Here is a 22,192-nt window from a genome sequence, read left to right as displayed (position 1 = left end):
GCAACACTCGCGCTTGTCGCCGAAATAGTCAGTATTTCGGCGCGAGCGGTGCGACAATTGAGTGTTCCTTAACTTTCCAGCCGCTTACTGCTCCAAGTCTTGGTGGACGAGGGGGCATTCATGCTGTCCAAACTAAGCGTCGCCCAGCGCATCTATGCTTCGTTCGGAGCAATGATCGCGCTGCTGGCAGCCATTGTCGCATTTGCGTATTTCGGCGTCAGCGCCGTTTCGCAGACCTTTTCCGAGTATCGCGTGGCCGCGCGCCAGACCGTTGCGATTTCAGGCTTCGTCGAGCAGCTCTCGGCCGCCCGGCTGGCCGATCTCGATTATCGGCTGGAGACGTCGGCGGAAAAAGCCCAGTCGCTGGCCCAGGCCATCGCCAGCCTGCAAGCACAGGACGCGCAAACCATGGCGCTGTTTACCGCTGATCCCGAGACCGAAGCTGCCATCGAGGATTTTGCCGTCTCCGCCCAGGCTTATGAGGCGGCCTTTGCCCGCATGACGGAGGTGCAAGCGCAGATTGACGCGACCGTGGTGGAACTGCGCGCTATCGGCGATGGCCTGCGCGAGGATGCCACCGCAGCGCTGCGCGCGGTGAGTGGCAATTTCAACGCCACGGGCGCTGCGGGCTTCGGCGTACAGGCCACCATCCTCACCCAGTTCGAGGTCGAGCAGTTCCTCTTGACCGCCGATCCGGCCCGGCTGGAGCTTGCCGCTCAGAACGCCAGCTTCGCCAGGGAAAATCTGCAGGCCCTCCATGATGCGGTGATCTCGAATTCGCAAAAGGCGACCGCCAATCGCATGATGGAAGCGCTGGACGTCTATATGGCGCATGCCGACACCGCCGCCGAAGCGATTTTGGCCCGCAATGCTGTGATGAGCGATGAGCTCGATGTGCTCGGCCCCCAGATGCAGCAGGCCTTTGGCGCCATGCTCGCCTCGGTGCAGGCGCGCCAGGATGCGCTGGGCCCCACCGGCGAGGCGCTCGCCCGAACCACGCTCAATGCCGTTCTGATTGCCGGGATTGCCGTCCTCATCCTCGGGGCCACCCTCGCGGTTTTTATCGGCCGGGGCCTTTCGGGAACCATCAAGGCGATCGCGGATCGCATGCGCCAGCTTGCCGATGGCGATCTCGACCTCGAGCTCGATAACCGGCAGCGTCATGAAGTCGGGCAGATGATCGAGGCCCTCGCCGTCTTCCGCGACAACAGTCGCGCCATGCGCGCCATGGATGCGGAAAAGGCGCGGGCGGCCGAACGCGAGGCCGAGGAACACCGCTTGCGCGCCGATCTCCAGGCGCGCATCCGGGACGTGGTATCGGCCGCCGTCGCCGGCGATTTCTCCCGCCGCATCGAAACGCGATATGATGATCCCGAACTGGCAAGCTTTGCCCGCAGCGTCGATCTGGTCATGGAAACCGTGGATCGCGGCCTCACCGAAACCGGCCAGGTGCTTTCCGCCATGGCCGCCGCCGATCTCTCCTTGCGGGTCGATGGGGACTATGAGGGTGCTTTCGCGCAACTCAAGGCCGATACCAACGCGATGGCCGATACCTTCACCGATGTGGTGAGCCGGCTCAAGCAAACCTCTCAAGCGCTGAAACAGGCGACCGGCGAGATCCTCTCGGGCGCCAATGACCTTTCCGAGCGCACTACGCGCCAGGCCGCGACGGTCGAGGAAACCTCGGCCGCCATGGAACAGCTCGCCGCAACCGTCTCCGACAACGCCAGGAAGGCCGAGGATGCGCTGGCCAAGACCCGCGCCGCCACTGGTCTCGCCGATAGGGGCGGTGCGGTGATGGAAAAGGCCAATGCCGCAATGGAGCGGATCACCACCTCGTCGGCCAAGGTTTCCGACATCATCAAGATGATCGACGACATCGCCTTCCAGACCAATCTTCTGGCCCTCAACGCTTCGGTGGAAGCGGCCCGGGCCGGAGAAGCGGGCAAGGGCTTTGCCGTCGTTGCCGTCGAAGTCCGCCGCCTCGCCCAAAGCGCGGCCGAGGCCTCCTCGGAGGTCAAGGCGCTGATTGAACAGAGCGCCAGCGAAGTTGGCGGCGGCACCAGGCTCGTCTCCCAGGCTGCCGAAACCCTGCGCGAAATCCGCGATGCGGTGATTGAAAACGCGGCGATCATGCAGACGATTTCGTCAGCGAGCCAGGAACAGGCCTCGGCCATCTCCGAGGTCTCGTCCGCCGTGCGCCAGCTCGATGAGATGACCCAGCACAACGCCGCCCTGGTGGAAGAAACCAATGCGGCGATCGAGCAGACCGAGGGACAGGTCACAACGCTCGACGGCATCATCGCGAGCTTCACTCTTGATGCCTTTGAGCGCGAAGACAGCCTTCAATGGGAGGAGGATGAAGCCCTCGAGGATGGAACCGCCGCCGATTTCGGTGACGGGCTTGCGCGTAAAGCCGTCTAGCGCGCATCCATAAAATGCAAAAAGCCCCGCTCGAGCGGGGCTTTTCTGCTTGTCGTTTGCCTAGACCACCGGCGGACGGCGGCGGGCAAAGAACGCAGTCACCGTATGGGTGTCGCGATGATTGCCTCCGGCCACGGCGGCAAACCAGGCGCCTGCCGCGCCGACCGCTAGAGATGCCGCGGTGAGGAACGCACCCAAAATGGCCACACGGCGGGCCTGTTCGGCGGCTGCAACGATATCGTCCTGGATAGCTTGCGCCTGGGCGATGACTTCGTCCACCCGTGACTGTGCCTCTTCCTGGCTCATATCGGTGCGGGCCGCGACGAGCTGGGCGAGATAGGCCCTGTCGTCCTCGGCAATACCTTCGCCGGTCACACCCTCGACCAAGATACGGCCCACTTCATCCCGCGTTGCGGCAGCGTCGCCCTCGGTCGTCGTGGGTGTCCGCAGCAGCCGATCGATGCTCGACTGGAACGGCGCGTCCTCGGCGGCTTCGGTAACCGCGCCCCCAGCGGCGGCACCTGCGCCCTGGGCGATCCCGCCTGCCGCCGCACCCACGCTGTTGACCAAGGTTCCCAGGCCGCCCAGTGCTAGAATGGCGGTGATGACAACGGCAGTTGCCCAGACCAGGAGGCCATGGAAACCGTCGCGGATATCGGATTCCTCTTCGGTGGCGTCATAATTGCGCTTTCGCATCCGCCCGGTGAGATAGCCGCCGATCATCAGCGAAGACACCTGCACCCAGACCACCCAGATGGCCATGGCCACCGCGATCCAGAACAGCGAGACGCCCTCACGCCCGAACGGATCGGTGAGCGAGAGTCCCACGGCCGAGCCGAAGGCGAGAAGCACCAGTGAAATGGCGGCGGCCACGACGCCACCGGCCACAATGGCCGGCCAGTCGACATAGGAGGAAGTTTCCTGAGCGGCGGCGGGCTCGACGGGAGTTACTGTTGTCATGGTTTTTTCCCCCCGTCTGGCTCAAGCCAGCCCGATGAACGAAAGGATGGCCATGACGATAACGACCAGACCGACGAGATAGATGATGGCGTTCATTTCGAATTCTCCGTATCTGCCCCGCGGCCGGGCCAGGCAAGGGGCGTCTCTTGTGGATGGAAACAGCGGTCCGACGCGCTGGGGCGGTCAGAGCACGAAAATCAGCAATAAAATGACGAGCGGCAGCGGAATGCCGATCATCCAGAGCAGTAAGCCCTTGAACATGAACCTATCCTTCCGCCGCCACGCGGCGTCTTGACCGAGTGCTAGGATAAGGTTCGGCAAAGCCCGAAAGTTCCAACGGGCACGGAGCGGGTAGCGCTCAGTAATCCTGCTCGTAAAAGACGCCCAGCCCGGAATTGCCGTTGGTACTGGTGGATGCGCGGGCGCGTAGCTGTTCGGTGACTTCCAGGTCGATGGTCACCCGGGTCTCTTCGGTGCCGGTTTCGACGCCAAGATAGATGTTATCGTCAATATAGGCCCCGGCGCGCACCGCCGCATTGCCCTCCTCATCGGTGACGATGTCGAGATCGTCGAGCCCCGCCGCCTCGCGCAGCGAACCGAGCAGCGACCCCGATCCGCTGCCCCCGCCCGCCAGTTCAGCGGCGGCTGCGGCGAGTTGGGCGAGCTGGAGAGGCGACAGATCGCCCACGCTGCGATCGAAGATCAGGCGCGAGAGCACTTCGTCCTGGGGCAGCATGGGATCGGAGGTGAAGGTCACTTCAGGGGCCGACGCCCGGCCCGAGACGGTGACGATCACCGTGATGTCGTTGCCCTCGGTGCGGGCGACGAGATTGATGAAGGGGTCCATGTCCCCGATCAGGGTCACCGAACCTTCGTCGAAATCGATGCGCTGACCCAAAATGGAGAGCCGGCCCCGGATCAGCTCCAGCCCGCCAACCGGCTGGATGTCGGCAATGGTGCCGCCAAGCTGCACCGCGCCGCCCACTTCCGCATCGAGCCCGCGTCCGCGGATAAACACCTGGTTGGGCGCCGAAATGGTGAGGTTGAGGGCGAGCGGCCTCGTTGGCGTTCCCGCGCTCGAGGCGCGCTGATCGATCCGCGCCCGCGCCAGCGTCGCCGCGACAGGGGAGGGGGGCCGCACATGATCGACGTCTATGACACCCACCGCGCCGCCGAACCCGTCGGGAACTGTAATGTCGGCACGCTCGATGTCGATATTGCCCCCCAGCGTGCCGCCATTGGCGATGGGTCCGGAAAGCCGGATGGCGCCGTTGAGCGTCGCCACCACCAGATAGCCATCGGCATAGCGCGCCTCGTTGAAGGTGATGCCGATGTCCGAGGTGAGCCCCGCATCGAGCCCCACATAGCCGGATGCCGAAACCGACCCGCCGGTCGCCAGATCGGCGGTGAGCGAATTGATCGTCGCCCTCTCCGCCGAAAGCGTCGCGCTGCCGGTGATCCCCACCAGCCGCAGCGCCAGGCCCGGATCGATATATTCGCCATTGGCCACGGAAACCGTGCCACCAAATTGCGGATTGTCGAGCCGCCCGGTCACCCGCGCGTTGAATGTCGCGTTACCCGAAACCTGCGCGCCCCGGTCGGCGACGAACCGATTGGCCAGCGAAAGCGGCGCCGAGCCGTCGATGGCAATATTGAGCCCGGACCCCGACAGCGGGATCGTTCCCTGCGCGGTCGCGTTGAGCCCGCCCGAGCCCGCTGCCCGCACCTGGGCCAGGGTTACCGTTCCGTCGGCAAACCGGCCCCGCGCCGAAAGCGACAGCGGCGCGATGCCATAGTCGGCGATCGCGTTGGCATTGATACCGCTTGCGTCAATCGTGAAGCTGGCATTGGGGGCGGTGGCTTCGCCCGAGATCTGCGCATTGCCCGAAACGGTGCCCGCCAGCCCCAGATCGGGCACGACCGTGTTGGCGATATTGAGCGGCAGGGCATTGATGACGAGATCGATATCGAGCGTTTGTCCCGCGCTGCCGGTGGCCGAAATCCGTCCCGATCCCACGGCCAGCTCGATCCCCGAGAACGAGACCGCCTCCCCGGCCACGGTCAATTCGGCTGGCTGGGCAAGGGAAGCGGAAAGCTCTCCCTGCGCCAGCCGGAAGCTGTCGAGCGCCACCCGATAGCCGTCTTCGATCGGCTCCAGCAAGCCGGCAAGATTGACCCCGGTGCCCCCATTGAGCGCCGCGCTGCCGGAAAATCGCGTGATCGCGCCGCTGGAAGAGGCCGTAAGATCGAGCGTTTCCACCGTCGTGCCCGCGGCAACGATTTGACTGCCCGTAACCGACCCGTCGATCACCGGCACCCCGAACAGATCGGCCACCACCGCGCGGGCATCGGCATCGCCCACCGAAATGTCGCCGAACACGATCCCCTCGAGCGCGGCGGTGATTTCCGCCTCTTGCGTTTCGGCCGCCCGCGTGAGGACGATATCGGCATCGGCAGATCCGCTCGCCTCGACAAGCGCCAGGGCTGCGGCGGTTTCGATATTGGGGGCATCCAGGGTCAGCCGGCCTTCGAGCGGTCCATCGGCATAGCGCGTGAGATCGCCGCTTAGCGTGGTGCCGGGCGCCTCAAAGGCAATGTCGGAGAGCAGCAGCCTTTCGGCCGAATTGTCGATCCCGCTCGAAAGCGTGATATTGAACCCATCGAGCGAGGCGGATCCGGCAAGCGTTCCCACAAGCCCGTCTTCATTCGATATGCCGTCAAACCCGATATTGGCATTGCGCAGCGTGCGGCCCGCCAGCATGCCCTCGGCGATATCGGCATCGGCAACCAGCGCGATCGTCCCTTCGCTGCCTTGCGCCGTGCCGGTCACCACCAGCCGTCCGCTGGCCTCGGGATCGATGAGCGCCAGATCGGCCAGCGCGGCTTCGAAGGTGAAATCGGCCTCGCCTGTGGCATAGGTGCCGTCGGCCACCAGTTCGACCTGATCGTTGGCGATGCGGAAATCGCGCGCTTCCAGTCCCGCCTCGGACCGTGCGATGCGCCCGGACAAATCGACGGTGCCTTCGAGAAGGTTATCGGCCACCGGGTCGTCGACGGCCAGATCGGTGCCGGTGCCGTCCAGCGTCAGATCGAACCCGCCGATCAGCGGGGAGAGCGTGCCATTGGCCGCCAGCATCACCGCGCCGGAAAGCTCGCGCCCGGCAAGGCCGGAGAACGGCGCGATCGATTGGGTGGAGAGGTTGATATCTCCCGTAAAGACCGCATCGGCGATCTGTCCGGCCATCTCGAGGTCCAGCGCCTCGGCGGCAAGGATCAGTTGCGCCAGCGTAATCGGCTGGCCCGCTTCCCACAGCCCGGCAATGCCGAGGCTCATCGAGAATCCCAGCGCCTGGGAAATCTCTTCGGACGAGGAAACGACGCCGTCGAGCATGCCGTCGCCATTGAAGGTGACGCGGCGGTTGGCGGGATCTTCGAGATCGGCAGCCACCCCCGAAGCGTTGAGCACCAGACTGTCGGCACCAAAATCGGGGGTTTCAAAGCCGAGGATTTCCAATTGCCCTGCCCAATCCTCAGAGCCGTCGGTGCCGTAGTCGACATTGAAATGCGCGCTCTCGAGTCGCGTCGAGGCGCCGGGCACCGGAAGCACGACCTTTGCCTCATCGGCATTGTCGATCTGGCCGCTGATATCGAGCCGGTTCAAGAACCCGTCCTGGGTGGTCGCCGCATTGGCGAACAGCGAAAGCGAGCCACCGGTGAGCGACAGGTCGGAAATTTCGAACCCGCCCGCGTCCCGCAACAGGGCGTTGAGCGAGAGCGCCGTATTGGTCCCGAAAAAGTCGCTATAGACGGCGGGCAGGATGTCGGCGAGCGGGCCTTGCAGGTCGGCTGCTATCATCAGCCCTTCGGTGCCCTGGTCGAGCGTTCCCGTGCCCGAAAGAATGCGATTTCCGTCCGCATCGAACGTCAGTTCGACATCGAGGTTCTCGATCTGTCCGGCCCCGGTCAATCCCAATGCGATCTCGGGACGCCCTTGGATGTTGAGCAAATTGGCAATGATGCCGTTTTCCGGCTCTATAAGGTTCAGCCCGAGATCGATTTCCCGGCTCTCGTTGGCATATTGTAGGTCCAGATCGAGCGATCCGCCCGGCCCGTCGCGGCGTTCGATATCGAGCTGGGCGTCGATCGCGCCGCCTTCCAGCGTCATGGCCCCGGCCAATGATATTTCCGACCCCAGCCCGAACACCTGTTCCCCGAACCGCACCGAGGGAATGGAAAGGCTCTCGAGGATGACTGCCACGGGAAATTCCGGAACCGAAAAGCCCCCGGCTTCCGGCGAGGGTGCCGCCGGCTCTTCGGTGGAAACGGGATTGCGGATGTAGGCAATGGAGTCGGCCGAAAGCGACTGGATTTCCAGCCGTCCGAACACCAGCGCCCCTTGATCCCAGGTCAGTGCCGCGTTTTCGATGATCAGCCAGATGCCCTCGGTGTCCGAAATGGTAATCTGGTCGATCGAGGCATTGGATGAAAGCGCCCCATTGATGCCGTTGAGGCGGATTTGCCGGTCCGGGGTGGAAATGCGGTCCTCGACGAACTGGACCAGAAACGAGCGCTGCTCGGATTCGTTGAGCTGGGTGGCGCGCGCCAGAACGTCCATCAGGCTCTCGCCCTCGGCCGGCTCCTGCCCAAGGGCAAGCTGGGGCACGGCGAGTGCGAAAAGCGTTATGGCGATGGCTGCTAGACGCCTCAAAACGATTGTCCTATCCCCACATAAAGCGCGTAATCGGGGTCATCCTCGCCCTTGTTCAGCGGAAGTGCCAGATCGAGCCGCAGTGGCCCCAGCGCCGTGTAATAGCGGATGCCCACACCGGCGCCGAGCTTGAGTTCTTCGAGGTCGGGGAAGGTATCGGCGGCCACATAGCCGCCGTCGAGGAAAGCCACGCCCCCGAACTGGTCGTTGAACCGCATCCGCGCCTCGAGCGAACCTTCGAGCAGGTAGCGCCCGCCCGTGACATTGCCCATGCCGTCATCGACTCCGATCGAGCGATAGGCATAGCCGCGCACCGAACCCCCGCCGCCGGCAAAGAACAACAGGTCGGGCGGGATTTCCGAGAGCGACGGGCCGGCCAGGGCCCCGGCGCGCACACGGGCGGCGAGCACGATGTTGTCGTCCTCCCCGAACCCGAAATAGGTGCGTCCCTCCAGCGTTGCGCGCACCAGGGTGTTTTCGTATTCGAACTCATAGAGCGGATCGATCGTCCCCTCGATATAAAAGCCCTCGGTGGGGTCGAGATCGGAATCGCGGCTGTCGAACACGCCGCGTCCGTAAAGCCCGGCGGTGGTGAATGTCCGATTCCCGAATGTTTCGTCATCCTCGAAATAGGAATGCTGGAACTGGACGCCCACGCCCCCCGATATGGTATCGGTAAAGAGCTGTTCGATCCCCACCCGGCCCTGCACCGAATTTTCCGTATAGAGCGGCAGCACCGAGCGATCGGCGCTGATCGAAGCGACAAGATCGGTATCGGGCGTAAAGATTCCCGGCTTGGTGAAGGTGCCGCCGAACGCGTAATCGAACTCTTCGGTTTCGATCGGCCAGCTTATCCCCGCCACCCGCGCGTCGAGCCGCAACCGCTCCGCCTGGCCGAAAAGATTGCGGTGCAGCCAGTAGCCCTCGACACCCAGCCCGTCGAGCGTGCCATAGCTGGCGCCGATGCCGAAGCGGCGCAGCGCCTGCTCCTGGACGATGATCTGATAGGGCAGCAACCCGCTGGCGGGCACCGCTTCGGCCGCCTCGATCCGCAGCGAGCGGAACACGCCCAGCCGGGTCAACCGTTCGCGGGCGAGATCGAGATCGTCCGGATCGGTTTCCGCGCCCGGCACCAATCCGGTCTGGCGCACTATGAATTCGGGGTCCATGCGTTCGGTCCCCTGCACACCGATCGGCCCGACGGCGGCATAAGCGCCCGGATCGACGGTGATCGAAACCTCCAGCGTGCGGCTGGGATGATCGGCGACGACATCGCGCGATGCGATCGCCGCCTTGGGATAGCCCAGCTGGCGCCAGGCCTCGACCAGCCGCTGCTCGGCCTGGGCCACGATCGTGGCGCGCGCCACCCCTCCGGTCACGAACCCGATCTCTTCGGGCGGCTCGGCCTCGTCATGGGGCGGCACCGGGCCGGGCGCGCGATTGGCGATGCGCAGGGCACCGAAGGTAAATTGCGGCCCCGGATTGACAGTGACGACGATATCGACCGGCTCGGGCAGCGTTGCATCGGGCGGAATGGACGAGGCTTCGCGCCCGCCCACCAGGATCGAGATCGCCCCGCCATAATAGCCAAGATTGTAGAGCGCGCCGGTCATGCGCGCATAATCGCCCCGTGCCTTGGCCAAAAGCCCCGCAACGCCCGAAGCTGGCTCATCGCGGTCGCCCCAAAGGTTCGAGGCGCCCCGCAACGCCCCGTCGACTTCGCCCTCGGCACCGGTTTCGAAGGTCAGCGTATAGGTGCGCGGATCGGCGATCACCGCATCGGCAGCGTCCTCAGCCTCCGAGCCGAAGAACTGGATGCCGAACAGCTCGAACCCCTGCGCGGGGCCAGCCAGCGTGGTACTGGCAACAAACAGAGCAACAAGACTATGGCGTTTGATGGCTTTCACGGCTGGTACGCAATCCACACTATCCATTCCGTCGGGCCGGAGCCCAAAAAGCTCCAATTTGAACCAAAGCCTAGCACACCGGTCCCTAATGAAAACCCCGGCGGACGGATTTGTGGTTCGATTGTGGCTGCATTGTCGCAGTCAGGGCACGGTCAGCGTTGGGCAGAAGCGGTCGAATCGAGCAGTGCGAAAGTGCTGGCCACCAGATCCACGGACGGACGGAGCTCATCGATGATCTCCCCCTCGGGCGAGGCTGCAGCGACAGCCACCGGTTCATCGGTCTCGGACGGCTCCTGTGCCTCGGCCATTTGCGGCGCGGCATCTTCGGGCTCGGCGGCAACGTCCGGACGGACGGGCAGGGCCGGTGGCGCTTCGGCAGCGGCAATCGCGACCAGCGCCTCGTTGGCCTCGGACGAGACGTCCTCTGGTGCTTCAAGTCCCATCGGACGGGCCGGCGGCAGGAAGCCGAGCGGGGCGATGGTCGCCTCCTCCTCGATCGCGGCCACCTGGATCGGATCTGCAGCCGGCGCCGCCTCTGCCGGAGCGGGCGTTACCGCGGCGACAACGGGCGCTGCAAATTGCGGCGGGGCAGGAGTGGCCGGCGTTGCCGGTCCGGGACGCAATCCGGTTTCCTCGAGCAGCCCGGCCGCCTTGGCTTCGTAATAATAGCCCTTGGCATAAAGCTGCACCGCCCGGTCATGGCTGCCATTGGCCAGCATCCAGGCGCCGCGCAGATATTTGACGGCGTAGATCAGGTTGGTTTCCGCATTGAGCAGGTCGGACGGCTCGCCCCTGAACCCCATGGTACGGGCGGTGGCCGGCAGGATCTGCATCAGCCCGTAATAGGGGCCGTTGCGGGCCGAAGGGTTGAACGTGCTTTCGCGGTTGATCACCCGCCGCACCAGCTCCAGCGGCACTCCGTAATATTGCGCATAATACTGGGCGAGAACTTCGATCTGCTCGCGGGTATGGCTCTGGGCCTGGGCAGGGGAAACCGAACACCCGATAATGAGTGCGGCAAACAGCGCGATCAGCCGTTTTGCAAGCATGAGACCCGGAAAGAGACGTTGACCCTGACGTGCGCCTAGCACACCCCTCACAATAATGGGAGCGCTTGTGGCAAAATAGGGGCCAGAGCATGGCAGAGCGCAAACTTTCCTGGCCGCCCGAATGCTGGTACAGCACCGCCCATGCTCGAACCCATGCCCAAGACCTACGACTACGACCCGCCGCGCGAGCCCTGGCTCGACATCATCCATGAGGATGAGGACATCGTGGTGTTCAACAAGCCCTCGGGTTTGCTGAGCGTTCCGGGCAAGGATCCCGCGCTTTTCGACAGCCTGCAGTCCCGTGCCCTGGAACGCTTCCCCGGCGCCGGAACCATCCATCGGCTCGACAAGGACACCTCGGGCATCATTGTCATGGCCAAGCACAAGGCGGCGCATGGCCATATCGGCAAGCAGTTCGAATATCGCCAGACCACCAAGCTCTATATCGCCCGCGTCTGGGGCGAAATCGCCGAGGAGGAAGGTCTTGTCGATCTACCTCTCGCCACCGATTGGGAGAACAAGCCCCGCCAGGAGGTCAATTACGAACGCGGCCGTCCGGCCCAGAGCCGCTGGCGGGTGATTGGCCGCGAAAACGGGGTGACACGAGTCGCGCTCACCCCCATCACCGGCCGCACGCATCAACTGCGCGCGCACATGAAAGAAATCGGCCACCCGATCCTTGGCGACCAATTCTACGCCACCGGCCAGGCGCTGGCCGCAGCCGACCGGCTGCAACTCCACGCCGCCGAACTAGGCTTCCGCCACCCGCGCGGCGGCGCGCCGGTCGTGTTTCGCTCCGATCCGCCCTTTTAGAGCGTGTCCAGCAAAAGCATGTCCCCGGCTTGGCCGGGGATGGAAACGGTTTCGCGGTTCGGACACGCGACAAAACAAGGACTTAGAGCATTGAAGCGATTCGGAGAAAAGCGGAAATGCTCTAAGCCGCGCGCCTGACTTCGGCCCGCGCCTCGGGCGCTTCCACCAGCCCCTTGTGCAGGGCGATCACCGCCGCGTCGAAATCGTCCTCTTCCACCATCACCTGCAGGTCCACCTTGCGCACCATGTCGGTGATCCCCACCGGCTCGATTCCCGCCTCGTCGAGCGCCGCGATCGCGCGCGGCAGGATGCGGCAGCCCGACAGATCGCGCCCGATCGCCGAAACCATGGCCAGCTTGCGCAGCGTCATCGTCGCCGTGGGAAAGGCCTCGGTAAGGTCGGTCTCCACCCGCTTGATCGCCTTCATCGAGCCCTTGAGATAATGGGTGATGGTGTTGGCGTTCGAGGTTTTCGAGATGATCCACACCTTGTGCCGGGTCAGTGCCTCGAGGATCTTGGCGTCATACCCCTTAACCCCCACCATGTCCTGGTCGTAGAATTCGAGCGCGAACACGCCCTTGAGACCGGTCACGATCTCTGCCCCCGGCATCTTGGGCGCAAGGTCGCTCATGATCACCGTCCCCGGATGGTCGGGCTCGAACGCATTGGTCACCCGCAGCGGAATGCCCGCCTGGCGCAGCGATTTCGCCGCCCGCGGATGGATCGCCTCCATTCCCATATTGGAGAGCTGGTCGGCGACATCGTAATTGGTCTCCCCGATTACCTGCACCTTATCGGCGCCCACGAGCTTGGGGTCGGCCGAGGAGAGGTGAAATTCCTTGTGGATGATCGCCTCGGCCGCGCCGGTCACCACTGCCACCCGCGACAGGGTCACCTCCGAATACCCCCGGTCATAGGTCTTCATGAGCTGTTCGGCACATTGGGCATAGCCGGTGACGATGGGCAGTTCGCGGCCAAGGTCGATCCCCTCGAACTGGCGCGCGATATGGTCGTCCAGCGGCAAGGCACCGTCCTGCCGCCAGCCGGTCAGGTCCACGAACCGCGCATTGACCCCGTGCTGGTTGAGCAGCAGCGCCGTGTTGAACGCCGATTGCGCCTCGCCCAGCGCCGAGAGCATTTCGCGCACCGTCAAAAGATGCGCTTCGAGTTGGAAATGCCCGAACGAACACAGCCGCGACAGATCGATGAGACAGGACCGCACGCCCTCGATCCGCTCGCGGATGAAGCTGTCGGCTTCCTCCCGCCGCGCCGGATCGGCAAAGATCTCGGCGTTCTTTTCGACCATCTTCGCAGCCACCGCCGACAGGGCATCACCCCACTGCCAGCCGCTCTCGGCGCTGGCAAACAGGGCATAGACGCCAGGCTCCCCCGATTTCTTGTGCTCGAGCAGCGCGTCGGTCATTCCGCCATAAGCGGAAACGACAAAGACGCGGTTGTAGAGCGCGTCGCCCGTCCGGTTGCCAATGAGCACGGTGTCGAGCAGTTCGTGGCTGCGCGACATGGACGTGCCGCCGATCTTTTCGACGGTGTGAGGATGTTGTGTCGTCAATTGATGCCTCCGATTGTGTCGGGGTCGGCTCCGGGCCGATGGGCCCGGAGAAGTGTTTTATTGGATGGGGCCGGAAACGATCTCGATCGGCCCTTGCGGATCGCGGCTCGACAGAAAGGCCGGGCGGGGCTTCGGGGCAGCGAAGGGCTCTTCGACCTTGTTCGACCAGGCGTTGTAAACGAAGAACGCGTTCGAGCGCGGGAAGGGCGTGATGTTCCCGTTCGAGCCATGCATGGTGTTGCATTCGAAAAGGATCACCGTTCCGGCCTTGCCCGAGGCATATTCAATGCCGAATTTCTGGGCCAATTCGGTCAGCGCTTCCGGGCTCGGAACCCCGATCTCCTGCTTTTTGAGCGAGGATTTGTGGTTGTCCTCCGGCGTCTCCCCGGCGCAGGACACATAATGCTTGTGCGATCCGGGCATCAGCATCAGCGGGCCGTTGAGCGCGTCATTGTCGGTCAGAAGCACCGATGCGGAAATCGCGCGCATGCGCGGCATGCCGTCCTCGGCGTGCCAGGTCTCGAAATCCGAGTGCCAGTAAAATTCCTTGCCGGTAAAACCGGGCTTGTAGTTCAATCGGCTCTGGTGAAGGTAGAGATCGTCATCGAGCAGGAATTTCACCTTCCCCGCGATCCGCTCGTCTCGCGCCATGCGGTTAAAGAGCGCGCTTTCGTCCTCGAGCCGGAAAATGGTGCGCACCGCGTCCGAACCGGGCTCGGTCACCACATTGTCGGATGCGAGCTGCGCTTCGCCCGAGCGCAGGCGCCGCGATTCCTCCTGAAGCTTTGCCACCTCGGCGGGGGAAAAGACGTTCTTGAGGATCAGAAAGCCGTTCTTGTCGAATTCCTCGGTCTGGGCGCGCGTCAGTGGCGCCTGCGGGCTCCATTGCCCCCAGAACACCGGGTCCTTGCGTTCGAGCCAGGCTTCCTGCGCCTGGCGGGTGGGATAGATGTCAGATCGGTCGTGAACTGCAGAGAGTGTCATTGCTTCCTCTACTCCTTGGTTCGGTTTGATTTTCCGGCTCAGGCGCTCTGCTTGAACTCTTCAGCCGGGGCGTAGGACCCATCCTCGCGGTGCACTTCGGTGCCCGTCACCGGCGGGTTGAAGCAGCAGGCAAGGACCAGTTCCTCGCGCGCCGTCAGCCGGTGGCGGTCGTTCTTGTCGAGCGCGTACATGACGCCGGGCTTGATCTGGTGGACCTTGCCGGTATCGAGTTCCTCGATCTCGCCATCGCCCGAAATGCAATAGACGCTTTCGAAATGGTGCTTGTAGTGGAACTCGTGGCTGGTCCCGGTCGCGATGCGGGTGATGTGGAAGGAAAAGCCCATGTCATCGCCCGCCAGCAGCAGGCGCGTGGAATCCCAGCCGTCGGCCTTGATCAGTCGGTCGCCCTGGCGGGCCTCTTCGAGATCGCGAACGATCATTGTTGTCTCCTTTGTTTTTATTCGGCGGCAGCGCGAGCGTCATCCTTGGCAAGGACGGCCTCGAAGGCGTCCTCGATGATGTCGAGCCCCTTGTCGAGCAGCGCGATGTCGATGGTCAGCGGGCAGAGCACCTTGACCACCTCGTCATGGCCGCCAGAGGTCTCGATGATCAGGCCCTTTTCAAAGCACCAGGCACAGATGGCCGAAGCGGTTTCCCCATCCTCGGTGTTGATGCCCATCATCATGCCACGGCCGCGCAGGTTCAGCCCGTAGCGGGCGGCGATCGCGCCCAGCCGGGTTTTGAGGTGCTCGCCCTTGGCCTTGACCGAATTGGCGAAAGCCTCGGTGTGCCAGAACTTTTCGAGCGCCACCCGGGCGGTGACGAAAGCATGATTGTTGCCCCGGAAGGTGCCGTTGTGCTCGGCCGGCTTCCAGATGTCGTGCTCGGGCTTGATGAGCGTCAAAGCGAAGGGCAGGCCCATGCCCGAGAGCGATTTGGCCTGGGTGATGATATCGGGGGAAAGCCCGAATTCCTCGAACGAGAAGAAGGTCCCCGTCCGACCGCACCCGGCCTGGATGTCGTCAAGGATCAGCAACGCGCCATGCTTGCGCGCGATCTGCTCAATCTTCTTGAGCCATTCGCCCGACGCGGCGTTGAGACCGCCTTCGCCCTGCACCGGCTCGACAAGGATCGCCGCCGGCGTGTCGATGCCGCCAGAGGGATCGTCCAGCATCTGCTCGAGCATGTCGGCGGTATCGACGCCGGGGCCGAAATAGCCCTCGAACGGAGCGCGATAAACGCCATTGAGATCGACGCCCCCGCCATTGCGCTTGCCGGCATTGCCGGTCGCGGCCAGCGCGCCCAGCGTCATGCCGTGAAAGCCATTGGTAAAGGCGATGACATTGGTGCGACCGGTCACTTTGCGGGCCAGCTTGAGTGCAGCTTCCACCGCATTGGCCCCGGTGGGGCCGGTGAACATGAGCTTATAGTCCATGCCGCGCGGCTTCAGAATGATCTCCTCATAGGCGGCAAGGAACTGCTCCTTGGCCTGGGTGAACATGTCGAGCCCGTGTGTGATGCCGTCGGCGGTCACATAGTCCACCAGCGCGGCCTGCATGTCAGGGTCGTTATGCCCGTAATTGAGCGAGGAGCAGCCGGCGAGAAAATCGATATACTCGCGCCCGTCATGGCCAAAGATCGTCGCGCCTTTGGCCTTGTTGAAGAGTTTGGGGAAGCTGCGCGAATAGGATCGCACCTGGCTCTCGACGCGATCGAAGGTTTCATGGGTAGCGGTCATCGTGCCCTGTCTCCTTTGTGGGACGGCAGAATTGGGAATCAGCGGAAGGCGCATGGGGATGTCAGGCGGCGGACCGGACCGGCAGCGCCTCGCGCCCGAACGGTCCGATGGTCACCAGAAATTCGGTGTCGTGCTTGCCGGCGAAATGGGTGTCGCGCTTGAAATGGGCCTGACGCGCCAGATCGGCCTCCAGCGTTTCGGCCACCGAGCTGAACAGCGCCCATGAGGGCTTGTTGTCGCTGGTGATCGTCGATTGGATGCGGCGCACATCTGCGCACACGCGCCTTGCCAGCACGGCATTGATCAGCCGCTTGGCTAGGCCCCGTCCGCGCGCCTTTTCAGCCACGCACACCTGCCAGACGAAATAGGTGTCGGGGTGCTCGGGCGGGATATAGCCCGAAATCCAGCCCACGATTTCGCCATCCATCTCGGCGACCGCGCAGGTCGACGCGAAATGGCTGCATTGGAGCAGATTGCAATACATCGAATTGTCGTCGAGCGACGCCGTATCGGCCACCAATTGCCATACGGCTGCGCCGTCTTCGCGCTTGGGGCTGCGAATCGTGACGGCGGCGCGCGGCCCGGCGGTCACATCGGTGTTGCTCGCTGCGGCGAGTTCCATGGTGATTGCCTCCGTTGCGTTCGCGACAGATAGTTAGATTTATCAAACTAATTGTCAACCGCTGCAGAGGTTCCGAACCACGGTGTATCCGGCGCAAGCGCCCAGCTAATGGGCGCTTCAGCGCTGTAAAAGATATTTTTGCGACATATGGATTGGCTCGCACACCATGTTGCCGATTCTAAAATTAATTAGTATAATCGAAATGATTTAGTCGCTGCGCGCCTGAAGGAGGCTTGGGAGTGGGAGCAAGCGAAGGTAAGAGGATAAGCGACCTATCGCTGGAGCCAGACCGCGCCGTGCAAGCCCCGACCAAAACCGCGCTATCGGCGCTGCGCAAGATCCTGCGCAAGACCGAACTCAATTCCAAGGCGCTGATGCGCGAGACGGGTTTGACCCCCTCTCAGCTCGTCTTCCTGCAGCTCCTTGACGATGGCGCCGAGCACACCGCCGGGGCGGTGGCAGCCCGCATGGGCATCACCCAGGCCACCACGACCGCGCTGATCCATAAGCTCGAAGCCCTGGGCATGGTCGCCCGCCGCAAGGGCGAGGCCGATCGCCGCCAGGTCTGGCTGAGCCTCACCGACAAGGGCCGCAAGGTGCTCGACATCGCCCCTGACGGGGCCCATGCGCAGTTTCATGCGGCGTTCTCGAAACTCGCCGAATGGGAACAGCTCATGCTGATTTCAGCGCTCGAACGCGTCGCCGACATGCTGGGCGCCGAGGACGAGGCCGCCGCCGTCCTCACCTCCGATCCTGTCCTGGCCCCTCGACTCGAACAAGAGACCTGAGCCTCAGCCGGCCTTGTTCTTTGCCCTGTCGGCCTCGCGCCTGGCTTTGCTGGCCAGCCGCCGCCTTTGGGCGATCGCCTTGGCGTCTTCCCCCAGATGCGCTTCGCCCCGCGCCGCCGCCAGTTCCATCTGCCTTTGCCGTTCCGCCGCCGCGGCGCGCTTTGCGGCATTCTCCTCGCCGGCGCAATGGTGGCACTGCACGCCCTCGATGAATTCGGGCCGCTCGCGATCACTGGGCGTCAGCGGCTGCCGGCAAGCCCGGCACAATTGCGCGTCCCCGATTCTGAGCCCATGCCCCACCGCCACCCGCTCGTCGAAGACAAAGCACTCTCCCTTCCAGAGGCTCTTATCCTCGGGCACGTTCTCGAGGTAGTTGAGGATGCCGCCCTTCAAATGAAACACCTCCTCGAACCCCTGCGAGAGCATGTAGGATGAAGCCTTCTCGCACCGGATGCCCCCGGTGCAGAACATGGCCACCTTCTTGTGCTTTGCCGGATCGAGTTCGGAGGCCACATAGTCCTTGAACTCGGTGAACGTCGCGGTCCTGGGGTCCTGCGCATTGGCGAACGTCCCCAGCGCCACCTCGTAATCGTTGCGCGTATCGATGACGATCACATCCTCTTGCGCGATCAGATCGTTCCAATCCTCGGGCGCGACATAGGTGCCCACCTGCTTGCCCGGATTGGCCTCGGGGGCCCGAAGCGTCACGATCTCGGATTTGAGCCGCACTTTCATGCGGTGAAAGGGCTGGGCATCCGCGTAGGAATATTTGATCTCCGCTCCCCGGAACCGCCCGCCAAAGATGTTTCCGTCTTCCAGCCAGGCGACCAGTTCCCGCATGGCTTGGGCGCTGCCCGCCACCGTCCCGTTGATCCCCTCGGGCGCCAGCAGCAGCGTGCCCCTGATCCCGCGCGCGCAGCAGAATTCGGCCAGCGGCGCCTTGAGTTCGGCAAAGTCCGGCTGGTCGACGAATTTATAAAGGGCAACGACGGTAAAGGCATGTTCGGTCATGGCGCGTCCTCTATCACTCCCGCCGCGCCCTTGCCAGTCCGGCCCGCGAGGCGATAGGTTCCGCCGACCTTTCGGCCATCGAGGAAAAAGAGCCATGACCTACCGTGCTTCCGATGCGCGCTACGATGCCATGCAATACCGCCGCAGCGGAAAATCGGGACTGAAGCTCCCGGTCGTTTCCCTCGGCCTGTGGCAGAATTTCGGCGGCACGCGCGACTATGATTCCGCCTTCGAAATTTTGGGCTACGCCTTCGATCAGGGCATCACCCATTTCGACCTCGCCAACAATTACGGTCCGCCGCCGGGCTCGTCCGAAGAGCTGTTCGGTCAGGTCCTGGCCCGCGATTTCCGCCCCTATCGCGACGAGATCATCGTTTCCACCAAGGCCGGCTACAACATGTGGCCCGGCCCCTATGGCGAGTTCGGCTCCAAGAAATACCTGATCGCCAGCCTCGATCAGTCGCTCAGGCGCATGGGGCTCGACTATGTCGATATCTTCTATTCCCACCGCTACGATCCCGAGACCCCGCTTGAAGAAACAATGGGAGCGCTGGCCCAGGCCGTCAAACAGGGCAAGGCGCTCTATGTGGGCATCTCGTCCTACCCCGAGGAGGAAACCCGCCGCGCCCACGCGATCTTGAAGGATATGGGCGTGCCGCTCACCATCCATCAGCCATCCTATTCCATCCTCAACCGCTGGATCGAAACCGACGCCACGATCGAGGCCTGCGGCGAGCTCGGCATCGGCATCATCGCCTTTTCGCCCCTCACCCAAGGCGTGCTCTCGGGCAAATACAGCTCGGGCTCACGGGCCCACACACGCGCGGAAAACGAAAAGGGCTCGATGCGTGAAAGCCACCTCCAGCCCCACGTGCTGGAAGCCGTCGAGCGCCTGCGCCCCATCGCCGAAGAGCGCGGCCAGTCGCTGGTGCAACTGGCGCTCTCCTGGGTTCTGCGCCGTCCCGAGATGACCTCGGCCCTGATCGGCGTGCGCAATCTCGATCAGCTCAAGGATAATCTGGGCGTCCTTAAAAACCTCTCGCTGTCGGAAAGCGAAGTCGGGGCCATCGACGAGGCCGTCAAGGACGCGCTCATCGATCTCCACCCCCGCCCCACCGGCTGGCTGCGGTAAATTAAAAAAGGCGGGCCATCGAGCCCGCCTTTTTAAAAACACTTGAAGGTCGGATCAGGCCCTGAGGCTTCCTCCGGTCGCCTTCTCCACCGCCGCGACGATCTTGCCCGATACCGCCTCGATCTCCTCATCGGTCAGCGTCTTGTCTTTGGGTTGCAGCGTCACTTCAATCGCCACAGATTTCTTGCCCTCGCCCACATGGGCGCCGGCAAAGACGTCGAAGATCGAAACGTCGGAAATCAGCGCCTTGTCCGCACCCTTGGCCGCCCGCAGCAGGCCGGCCGCTTCCACCTGGCTGTCCAGCACAAAGGCAAAGTCGCGCTTGACCGGCTGATAGGGCGAAAGCTCCAGCGCCGGCTTGGCCTTGGTCGCCTTCTGGCGCGGCTCGGGCAGTGCATCGAGATCGATCTCGAACGCCGCCACCGGCCCATCGAGGTCGAATTCGGCGGCCATGGCCGGATGCAGTTCCCCGAACCAGCCCAGGATCACCTTGGGCCCCAGCTGCACGCGTCCGCCGCGCCCCGGATGGCTCCAGGCCGCCGGCTCGGCCACCACCTGCACCTTGTCGATATCGACCCCCAGCGCATCGAGCGCGGCGGCCAGATCGGCCTTGGCATCATAAACCGAAACCTTTTCGGCCTTGCCCTGCCAATGCCGTCCGCCTCCCGCAATTCCGGCCGTGCTGGTGCGGATGCCCGTGGCATAGGTGTGCTGGCCCTCGGGTGCATCGGACAAGAAGACCTGCCCCACCTCGAACAGCGCCACATCGGACAACCCCCGATTACCATTCCGCGCCGCGCCCGCCAGAAGTCCCGGCAAGAGCGAGGGCCGCATATCGGTCATGTCGGACGCAATCGCATTGGCAAGCTTGAGTTCGGGCTTCCCGCCCCCGAATTTTTCGGCCAGCGAAGCGGAAATGAACGACCAGGTCACCGCCTCGTCCATTCCCCGCGCTGCCAGTGCCCGCCGCGCGATGCGGCGACGGTTCTGGATCGGGGTGAGCATTTTGGGCGCAACCCCGGTCAGCCGCGGCAACGGCTCGACCGGCACATTGTCCACGCCCACCATGCGCATCACTTCCTCGACCAGATCGGCCTTCATCGACACATCCGGCCGCCAGGACGGCACCGTGACGCTGATCACCTCACCCGATCCGGCCACGCCAAAGCCCAGCCGGCCGAGGATAGCCTTCACCTCATCGGGCGCGACCTTCAAGCCGGTCAGCCGCTCGATTTCGTCGAGCGGGAATTCGATGACCGTCCCCGGCGCTTCCACATGCCCGGTCACGACAACTTCCGCCGGCTCGCCGCCGCAAAGCTCCATCACCAGCTTCGTCGCCAATTCGATTCCCGGCAAAACGCTTGTCGGATCGACGGTGCGCTCGAAGCGGTAGCGGGCATCGGAATTGATCCCCGTCTTGCGCCCCGCCGCCGCGATCGCGCCCGGCTCGAACCAGGCGCATTCGATGAACACATTGGTGGTTTGTTCGGTCGAACCCGTCTCTTCCCCACCCATGATGCCGCCAAGGCCGAGTACCTTTTCGTTATCGGCGATGACGCAGATGGTTTCATCGACCTGGTAGGTCTTGCCATCGAGCGCCAGAAGGCTCTCGCCGGCCCGCCCCATGCGCGCGCCCACATTGCCCTTGAGCTTGTCGGCGTCGAAAACGTGCAGCGGCCGCGCGCGGTCGAGCGAAACCAGATTGGTGATGTCGACCAGCGCATTGATCGGGCGCAATCCCACGGCCCGCAACCGGTCAGCTAGCCATTGGGGGGAGGGGCCATTCTTGACGTTTTTGATCAGCCGCCCGGCAAACATCTTGCACACCGCGCCATCCACGAACACATCGATGGGCGAAGCCCCCGCCGTCGCCGGCACGTTTTCGATCGCCTCATCCTTGAGCGTGCCCAGCCCCGCTGCCGCCAGATCCCGGGCAATGCCGCGCACCCCGGCACAGTCGCCGCGATTGGGCGTAAGCCCGATATCGATCACCACCTCGTCAATGCCCGCATAATCGGGGTAGGGCACCCCGATTGGCGCATCCTCGGGCAATTCGATGATCCCGTCATGGTCTTCGGAAAGCTCGAGCTCGGCCGCCGAACACAGCATGCCGTTCGACACCTGCCCGCGGATATTTCCCTTGCCGATGGTGATGTCCTTGCCCGGAATATAGGTGCCCGGCGCGGCAAATACCGATTTGAGCCCGGTCCGCGCATTGGGCGCCCCGCAGACGACGTCAATCAGTTCGCCCGTGCCGGCATCAACCTTGCAGACCCGAAGCTTATCGGCATTGGGGTGCTGCTCGGCGGAAACCACATGCGCGACAACGAACCCCTTGAGCGCGGCGCCGGTATCGGTCACCTCTTCGACCTCGAGCCCGATCATCGTCAGCTTCTCGACGATCTGATCGGTCGAGGCGGTGGTTTCCAGATGCTCCTTGAGCCAGGACAGCGTGAATTTCATCTATCTACTCTGCAAGTTAGGGC

General features: G+C 63.6%; 15 protein-coding genes. 4 read left to right on the top strand and 11 right to left on the bottom strand.

Features of this window, described 5'->3' with window-relative positions; genetic code table 11:
* Positions 1 to 120: 120 nt before the first annotated feature.
* Positions 121 to 2,424, top strand: coding sequence for a methyl-accepting chemotaxis protein (locus tag NO934_RS07165; protein ID WP_309163177.1), 2,304 nt, complete (start codon positions 121 to 123; stop codon positions 2,422 to 2,424).
* A 60-nt stretch (positions 2,425 to 2,484) separates the two neighbouring features.
* On the opposite strand, the gene NO934_RS07160 is transcribed toward NO934_RS07165, so the two are convergent.
* From NO934_RS07160 to NO934_RS20640, 4 genes are all read right to left on the bottom strand, one after another.
* Complete coding sequence (locus NO934_RS07160; RefSeq protein ID WP_309163173.1) at positions 2,485 to 3,384, bottom strand: hypothetical protein; 900 nt, start codon at positions 3,382 to 3,384, stop codon at positions 2,485 to 2,487.
* A gap of 358 nt (positions 3,385 to 3,742) precedes the next feature.
* On the bottom strand, positions 3,743 to 8,092 hold the full coding sequence (locus tag NO934_RS07155; RefSeq protein ID WP_309163171.1) for a translocation/assembly module TamB domain-containing protein: 4,350 nt from the start codon (positions 8,090 to 8,092) through the stop codon (positions 3,743 to 3,745).
* Positions 8,089 to 10,026: an autotransporter assembly complex family protein gene (locus NO934_RS07150; protein WP_309163169.1), complete on the bottom strand. Its 1,938-nt coding sequence runs from the start codon at positions 10,024 to 10,026 to the stop codon at positions 8,089 to 8,091. The genes NO934_RS07155 and NO934_RS07150 overlap by 4 nt, the downstream gene beginning before the upstream one ends.
* A 125-nt stretch (positions 10,027 to 10,151) precedes the next feature.
* A complete protein-coding gene (locus tag NO934_RS20640) occupies positions 10,152 to 11,048 on the bottom strand; it encodes a transglycosylase SLT domain-containing protein (protein ID WP_375143280.1) in 897 nt (298 codons plus the stop codon).
* A gap of 141 nt (positions 11,049 to 11,189) precedes the next feature.
* Here NO934_RS20640 and NO934_RS07135 point away from each other — a divergent pair, with 141 nt between their 5' ends.
* Positions 11,190 to 11,861 (top strand): pseudouridine synthase, encoded by a 672-nt coding sequence (locus tag NO934_RS07135; protein ID WP_309163165.1) that lies wholly within the window; start codon positions 11,190 to 11,192, stop codon positions 11,859 to 11,861.
* A 121-nt stretch (positions 11,862 to 11,982) separates the two neighbouring features.
* Here NO934_RS07135 and NO934_RS07130 read toward each other — a convergent pair whose 3' ends face one another.
* The 5 genes from NO934_RS07130 to ectA form a co-directional block, all read right to left on the bottom strand.
* Entirely contained in the window at positions 11,983 to 13,431 is a 1,449-nt protein-coding gene (locus tag NO934_RS07130) for an aspartate kinase (RefSeq protein ID WP_309163163.1), read from the bottom strand.
* A 57-nt stretch (positions 13,432 to 13,488) separates the two neighbouring features.
* Positions 13,489 to 14,415 (bottom strand): ectoine hydroxylase, encoded by a 927-nt coding sequence (gene thpD, locus NO934_RS07125; RefSeq protein ID WP_309163162.1) that lies wholly within the window; start codon positions 14,413 to 14,415, stop codon positions 13,489 to 13,491.
* Positions 14,416 to 14,453: 38 nt separating this feature from the next.
* Positions 14,454 to 14,855, bottom strand: coding sequence for an ectoine synthase (locus NO934_RS07120; RefSeq protein ID WP_309163161.1), 402 nt, complete (start codon positions 14,853 to 14,855; stop codon positions 14,454 to 14,456).
* A gap of 17 nt (positions 14,856 to 14,872) precedes the next feature.
* Positions 14,873 to 16,153 (bottom strand): diaminobutyrate--2-oxoglutarate transaminase, encoded by a 1,281-nt coding sequence (gene ectB, locus NO934_RS07115; RefSeq protein ID WP_309163159.1) that lies wholly within the window; start codon positions 16,151 to 16,153, stop codon positions 14,873 to 14,875.
* Between the two features lie 61 nt (positions 16,154 to 16,214).
* The gene (gene ectA, locus NO934_RS07110) at positions 16,215 to 16,775 is read right to left on the bottom strand and encodes a diaminobutyrate acetyltransferase (RefSeq protein WP_309163158.1); all 561 of its coding nucleotides are present in this window, start codon (positions 16,773 to 16,775) and stop codon (positions 16,215 to 16,217) included.
* A 296-nt stretch (positions 16,776 to 17,071) separates the two neighbouring features.
* Here ectA and NO934_RS07105 point away from each other — a divergent pair, with 296 nt between their 5' ends.
* A complete protein-coding gene (locus NO934_RS07105; protein WP_309163157.1) occupies positions 17,072 to 17,563 on the top strand; it encodes a MarR family transcriptional regulator in 492 nt (163 codons plus the stop codon).
* Between the two features lie 3 nt (positions 17,564 to 17,566).
* Here the strand turns inward: NO934_RS07105 and NO934_RS07100 are convergent, their stop codons facing one another.
* The gene (locus NO934_RS07100) at positions 17,567 to 18,574 is read right to left on the bottom strand and encodes a rhodanese-related sulfurtransferase (RefSeq protein ID WP_309163156.1); all 1,008 of its coding nucleotides are present in this window, start codon (positions 18,572 to 18,574) and stop codon (positions 17,567 to 17,569) included.
* A 94-nt stretch (positions 18,575 to 18,668) separates the two neighbouring features.
* Between NO934_RS07100 and NO934_RS07095 the strand changes: the two genes are divergently transcribed.
* Entirely contained in the window at positions 18,669 to 19,706 is a 1,038-nt protein-coding gene (locus tag NO934_RS07095) for an aldo/keto reductase (protein WP_309163155.1), read from the top strand.
* Between the two features lie 54 nt (positions 19,707 to 19,760).
* Here NO934_RS07095 and pheT read toward each other — a convergent pair whose 3' ends face one another.
* A complete protein-coding gene (gene pheT / locus NO934_RS07090) occupies positions 19,761 to 22,169 on the bottom strand; it encodes a phenylalanine--tRNA ligase subunit beta (protein ID WP_309163154.1) in 2,409 nt (802 codons plus the stop codon).
* Between the last annotated feature and the right edge of the window lie 23 nt (positions 22,170 to 22,192).

This window comes from Pelagibacterium sp. H642, assembly GCF_031202855.1.
Taxonomy (GTDB): domain Bacteria; phylum Pseudomonadota; class Alphaproteobacteria; order Rhizobiales; family Devosiaceae; genus Pelagibacterium.
This window is presented reverse-complemented; position numbering and strand designations above follow the sequence as displayed.

What these genes read in the sequence shown, in the direction of transcription:
- NO934_RS07165 (WP_309163177.1), top strand. Translation starts at nt 121, where the DNA reads ATGCTGTCCAAACTAAGCGTCGCCCAGCGCATCTATGCTTCGTTCGGA.
- NO934_RS07160 (WP_309163173.1), bottom strand. Translation starts at nt 3,384, where the DNA reads ATGACAACAGTAACTCCCGTCGAGCCCGCCGCCGCTCAGGAAACTTCC.
- NO934_RS07150 (WP_309163169.1), bottom strand. Translation starts at nt 10,026, where the DNA reads ATGGATAGTGTGGATTGCGTACCAGCCGTGAAAGCCATCAAACGCCAT.
- NO934_RS20640 (WP_375143280.1), bottom strand. Translation starts at nt 11,048, where the DNA reads ATGCTTGCAAAACGGCTGATCGCGCTGTTTGCCGCACTCATTATCGGG.
- NO934_RS07135 (WP_309163165.1), top strand. Translation starts at nt 11,190, where the DNA reads ATGCTCGAACCCATGCCCAAGACCTACGACTACGACCCGCCGCGCGAG.
- thpD (WP_309163162.1), bottom strand. Translation starts at nt 14,415, where the DNA reads ATGACACTCTCTGCAGTTCACGACCGATCTGACATCTATCCCACCCGC.
- NO934_RS07120 (WP_309163161.1), bottom strand. Translation starts at nt 14,855, where the DNA reads ATGATCGTTCGCGATCTCGAAGAGGCCCGCCAGGGCGACCGACTGATC.
- ectB (WP_309163159.1), bottom strand. Translation starts at nt 16,153, where the DNA reads ATGACCGCTACCCATGAAACCTTCGATCGCGTCGAGAGCCAGGTGCGA.
- ectA (WP_309163158.1), bottom strand. Translation starts at nt 16,775, where the DNA reads ATGGAACTCGCCGCAGCGAGCAACACCGATGTGACCGCCGGGCCGCGC.
- NO934_RS07100 (WP_309163156.1), bottom strand. Translation starts at nt 18,574, where the DNA reads ATGACCGAACATGCCTTTACCGTCGTTGCCCTTTATAAATTCGTCGAC.
- NO934_RS07095 (WP_309163155.1), top strand. Translation starts at nt 18,669, where the DNA reads ATGACCTACCGTGCTTCCGATGCGCGCTACGATGCCATGCAATACCGC.
- pheT (WP_309163154.1), bottom strand. Translation starts at nt 22,169, where the DNA reads ATGAAATTCACGCTGTCCTGGCTCAAGGAGCATCTGGAAACCACCGCC.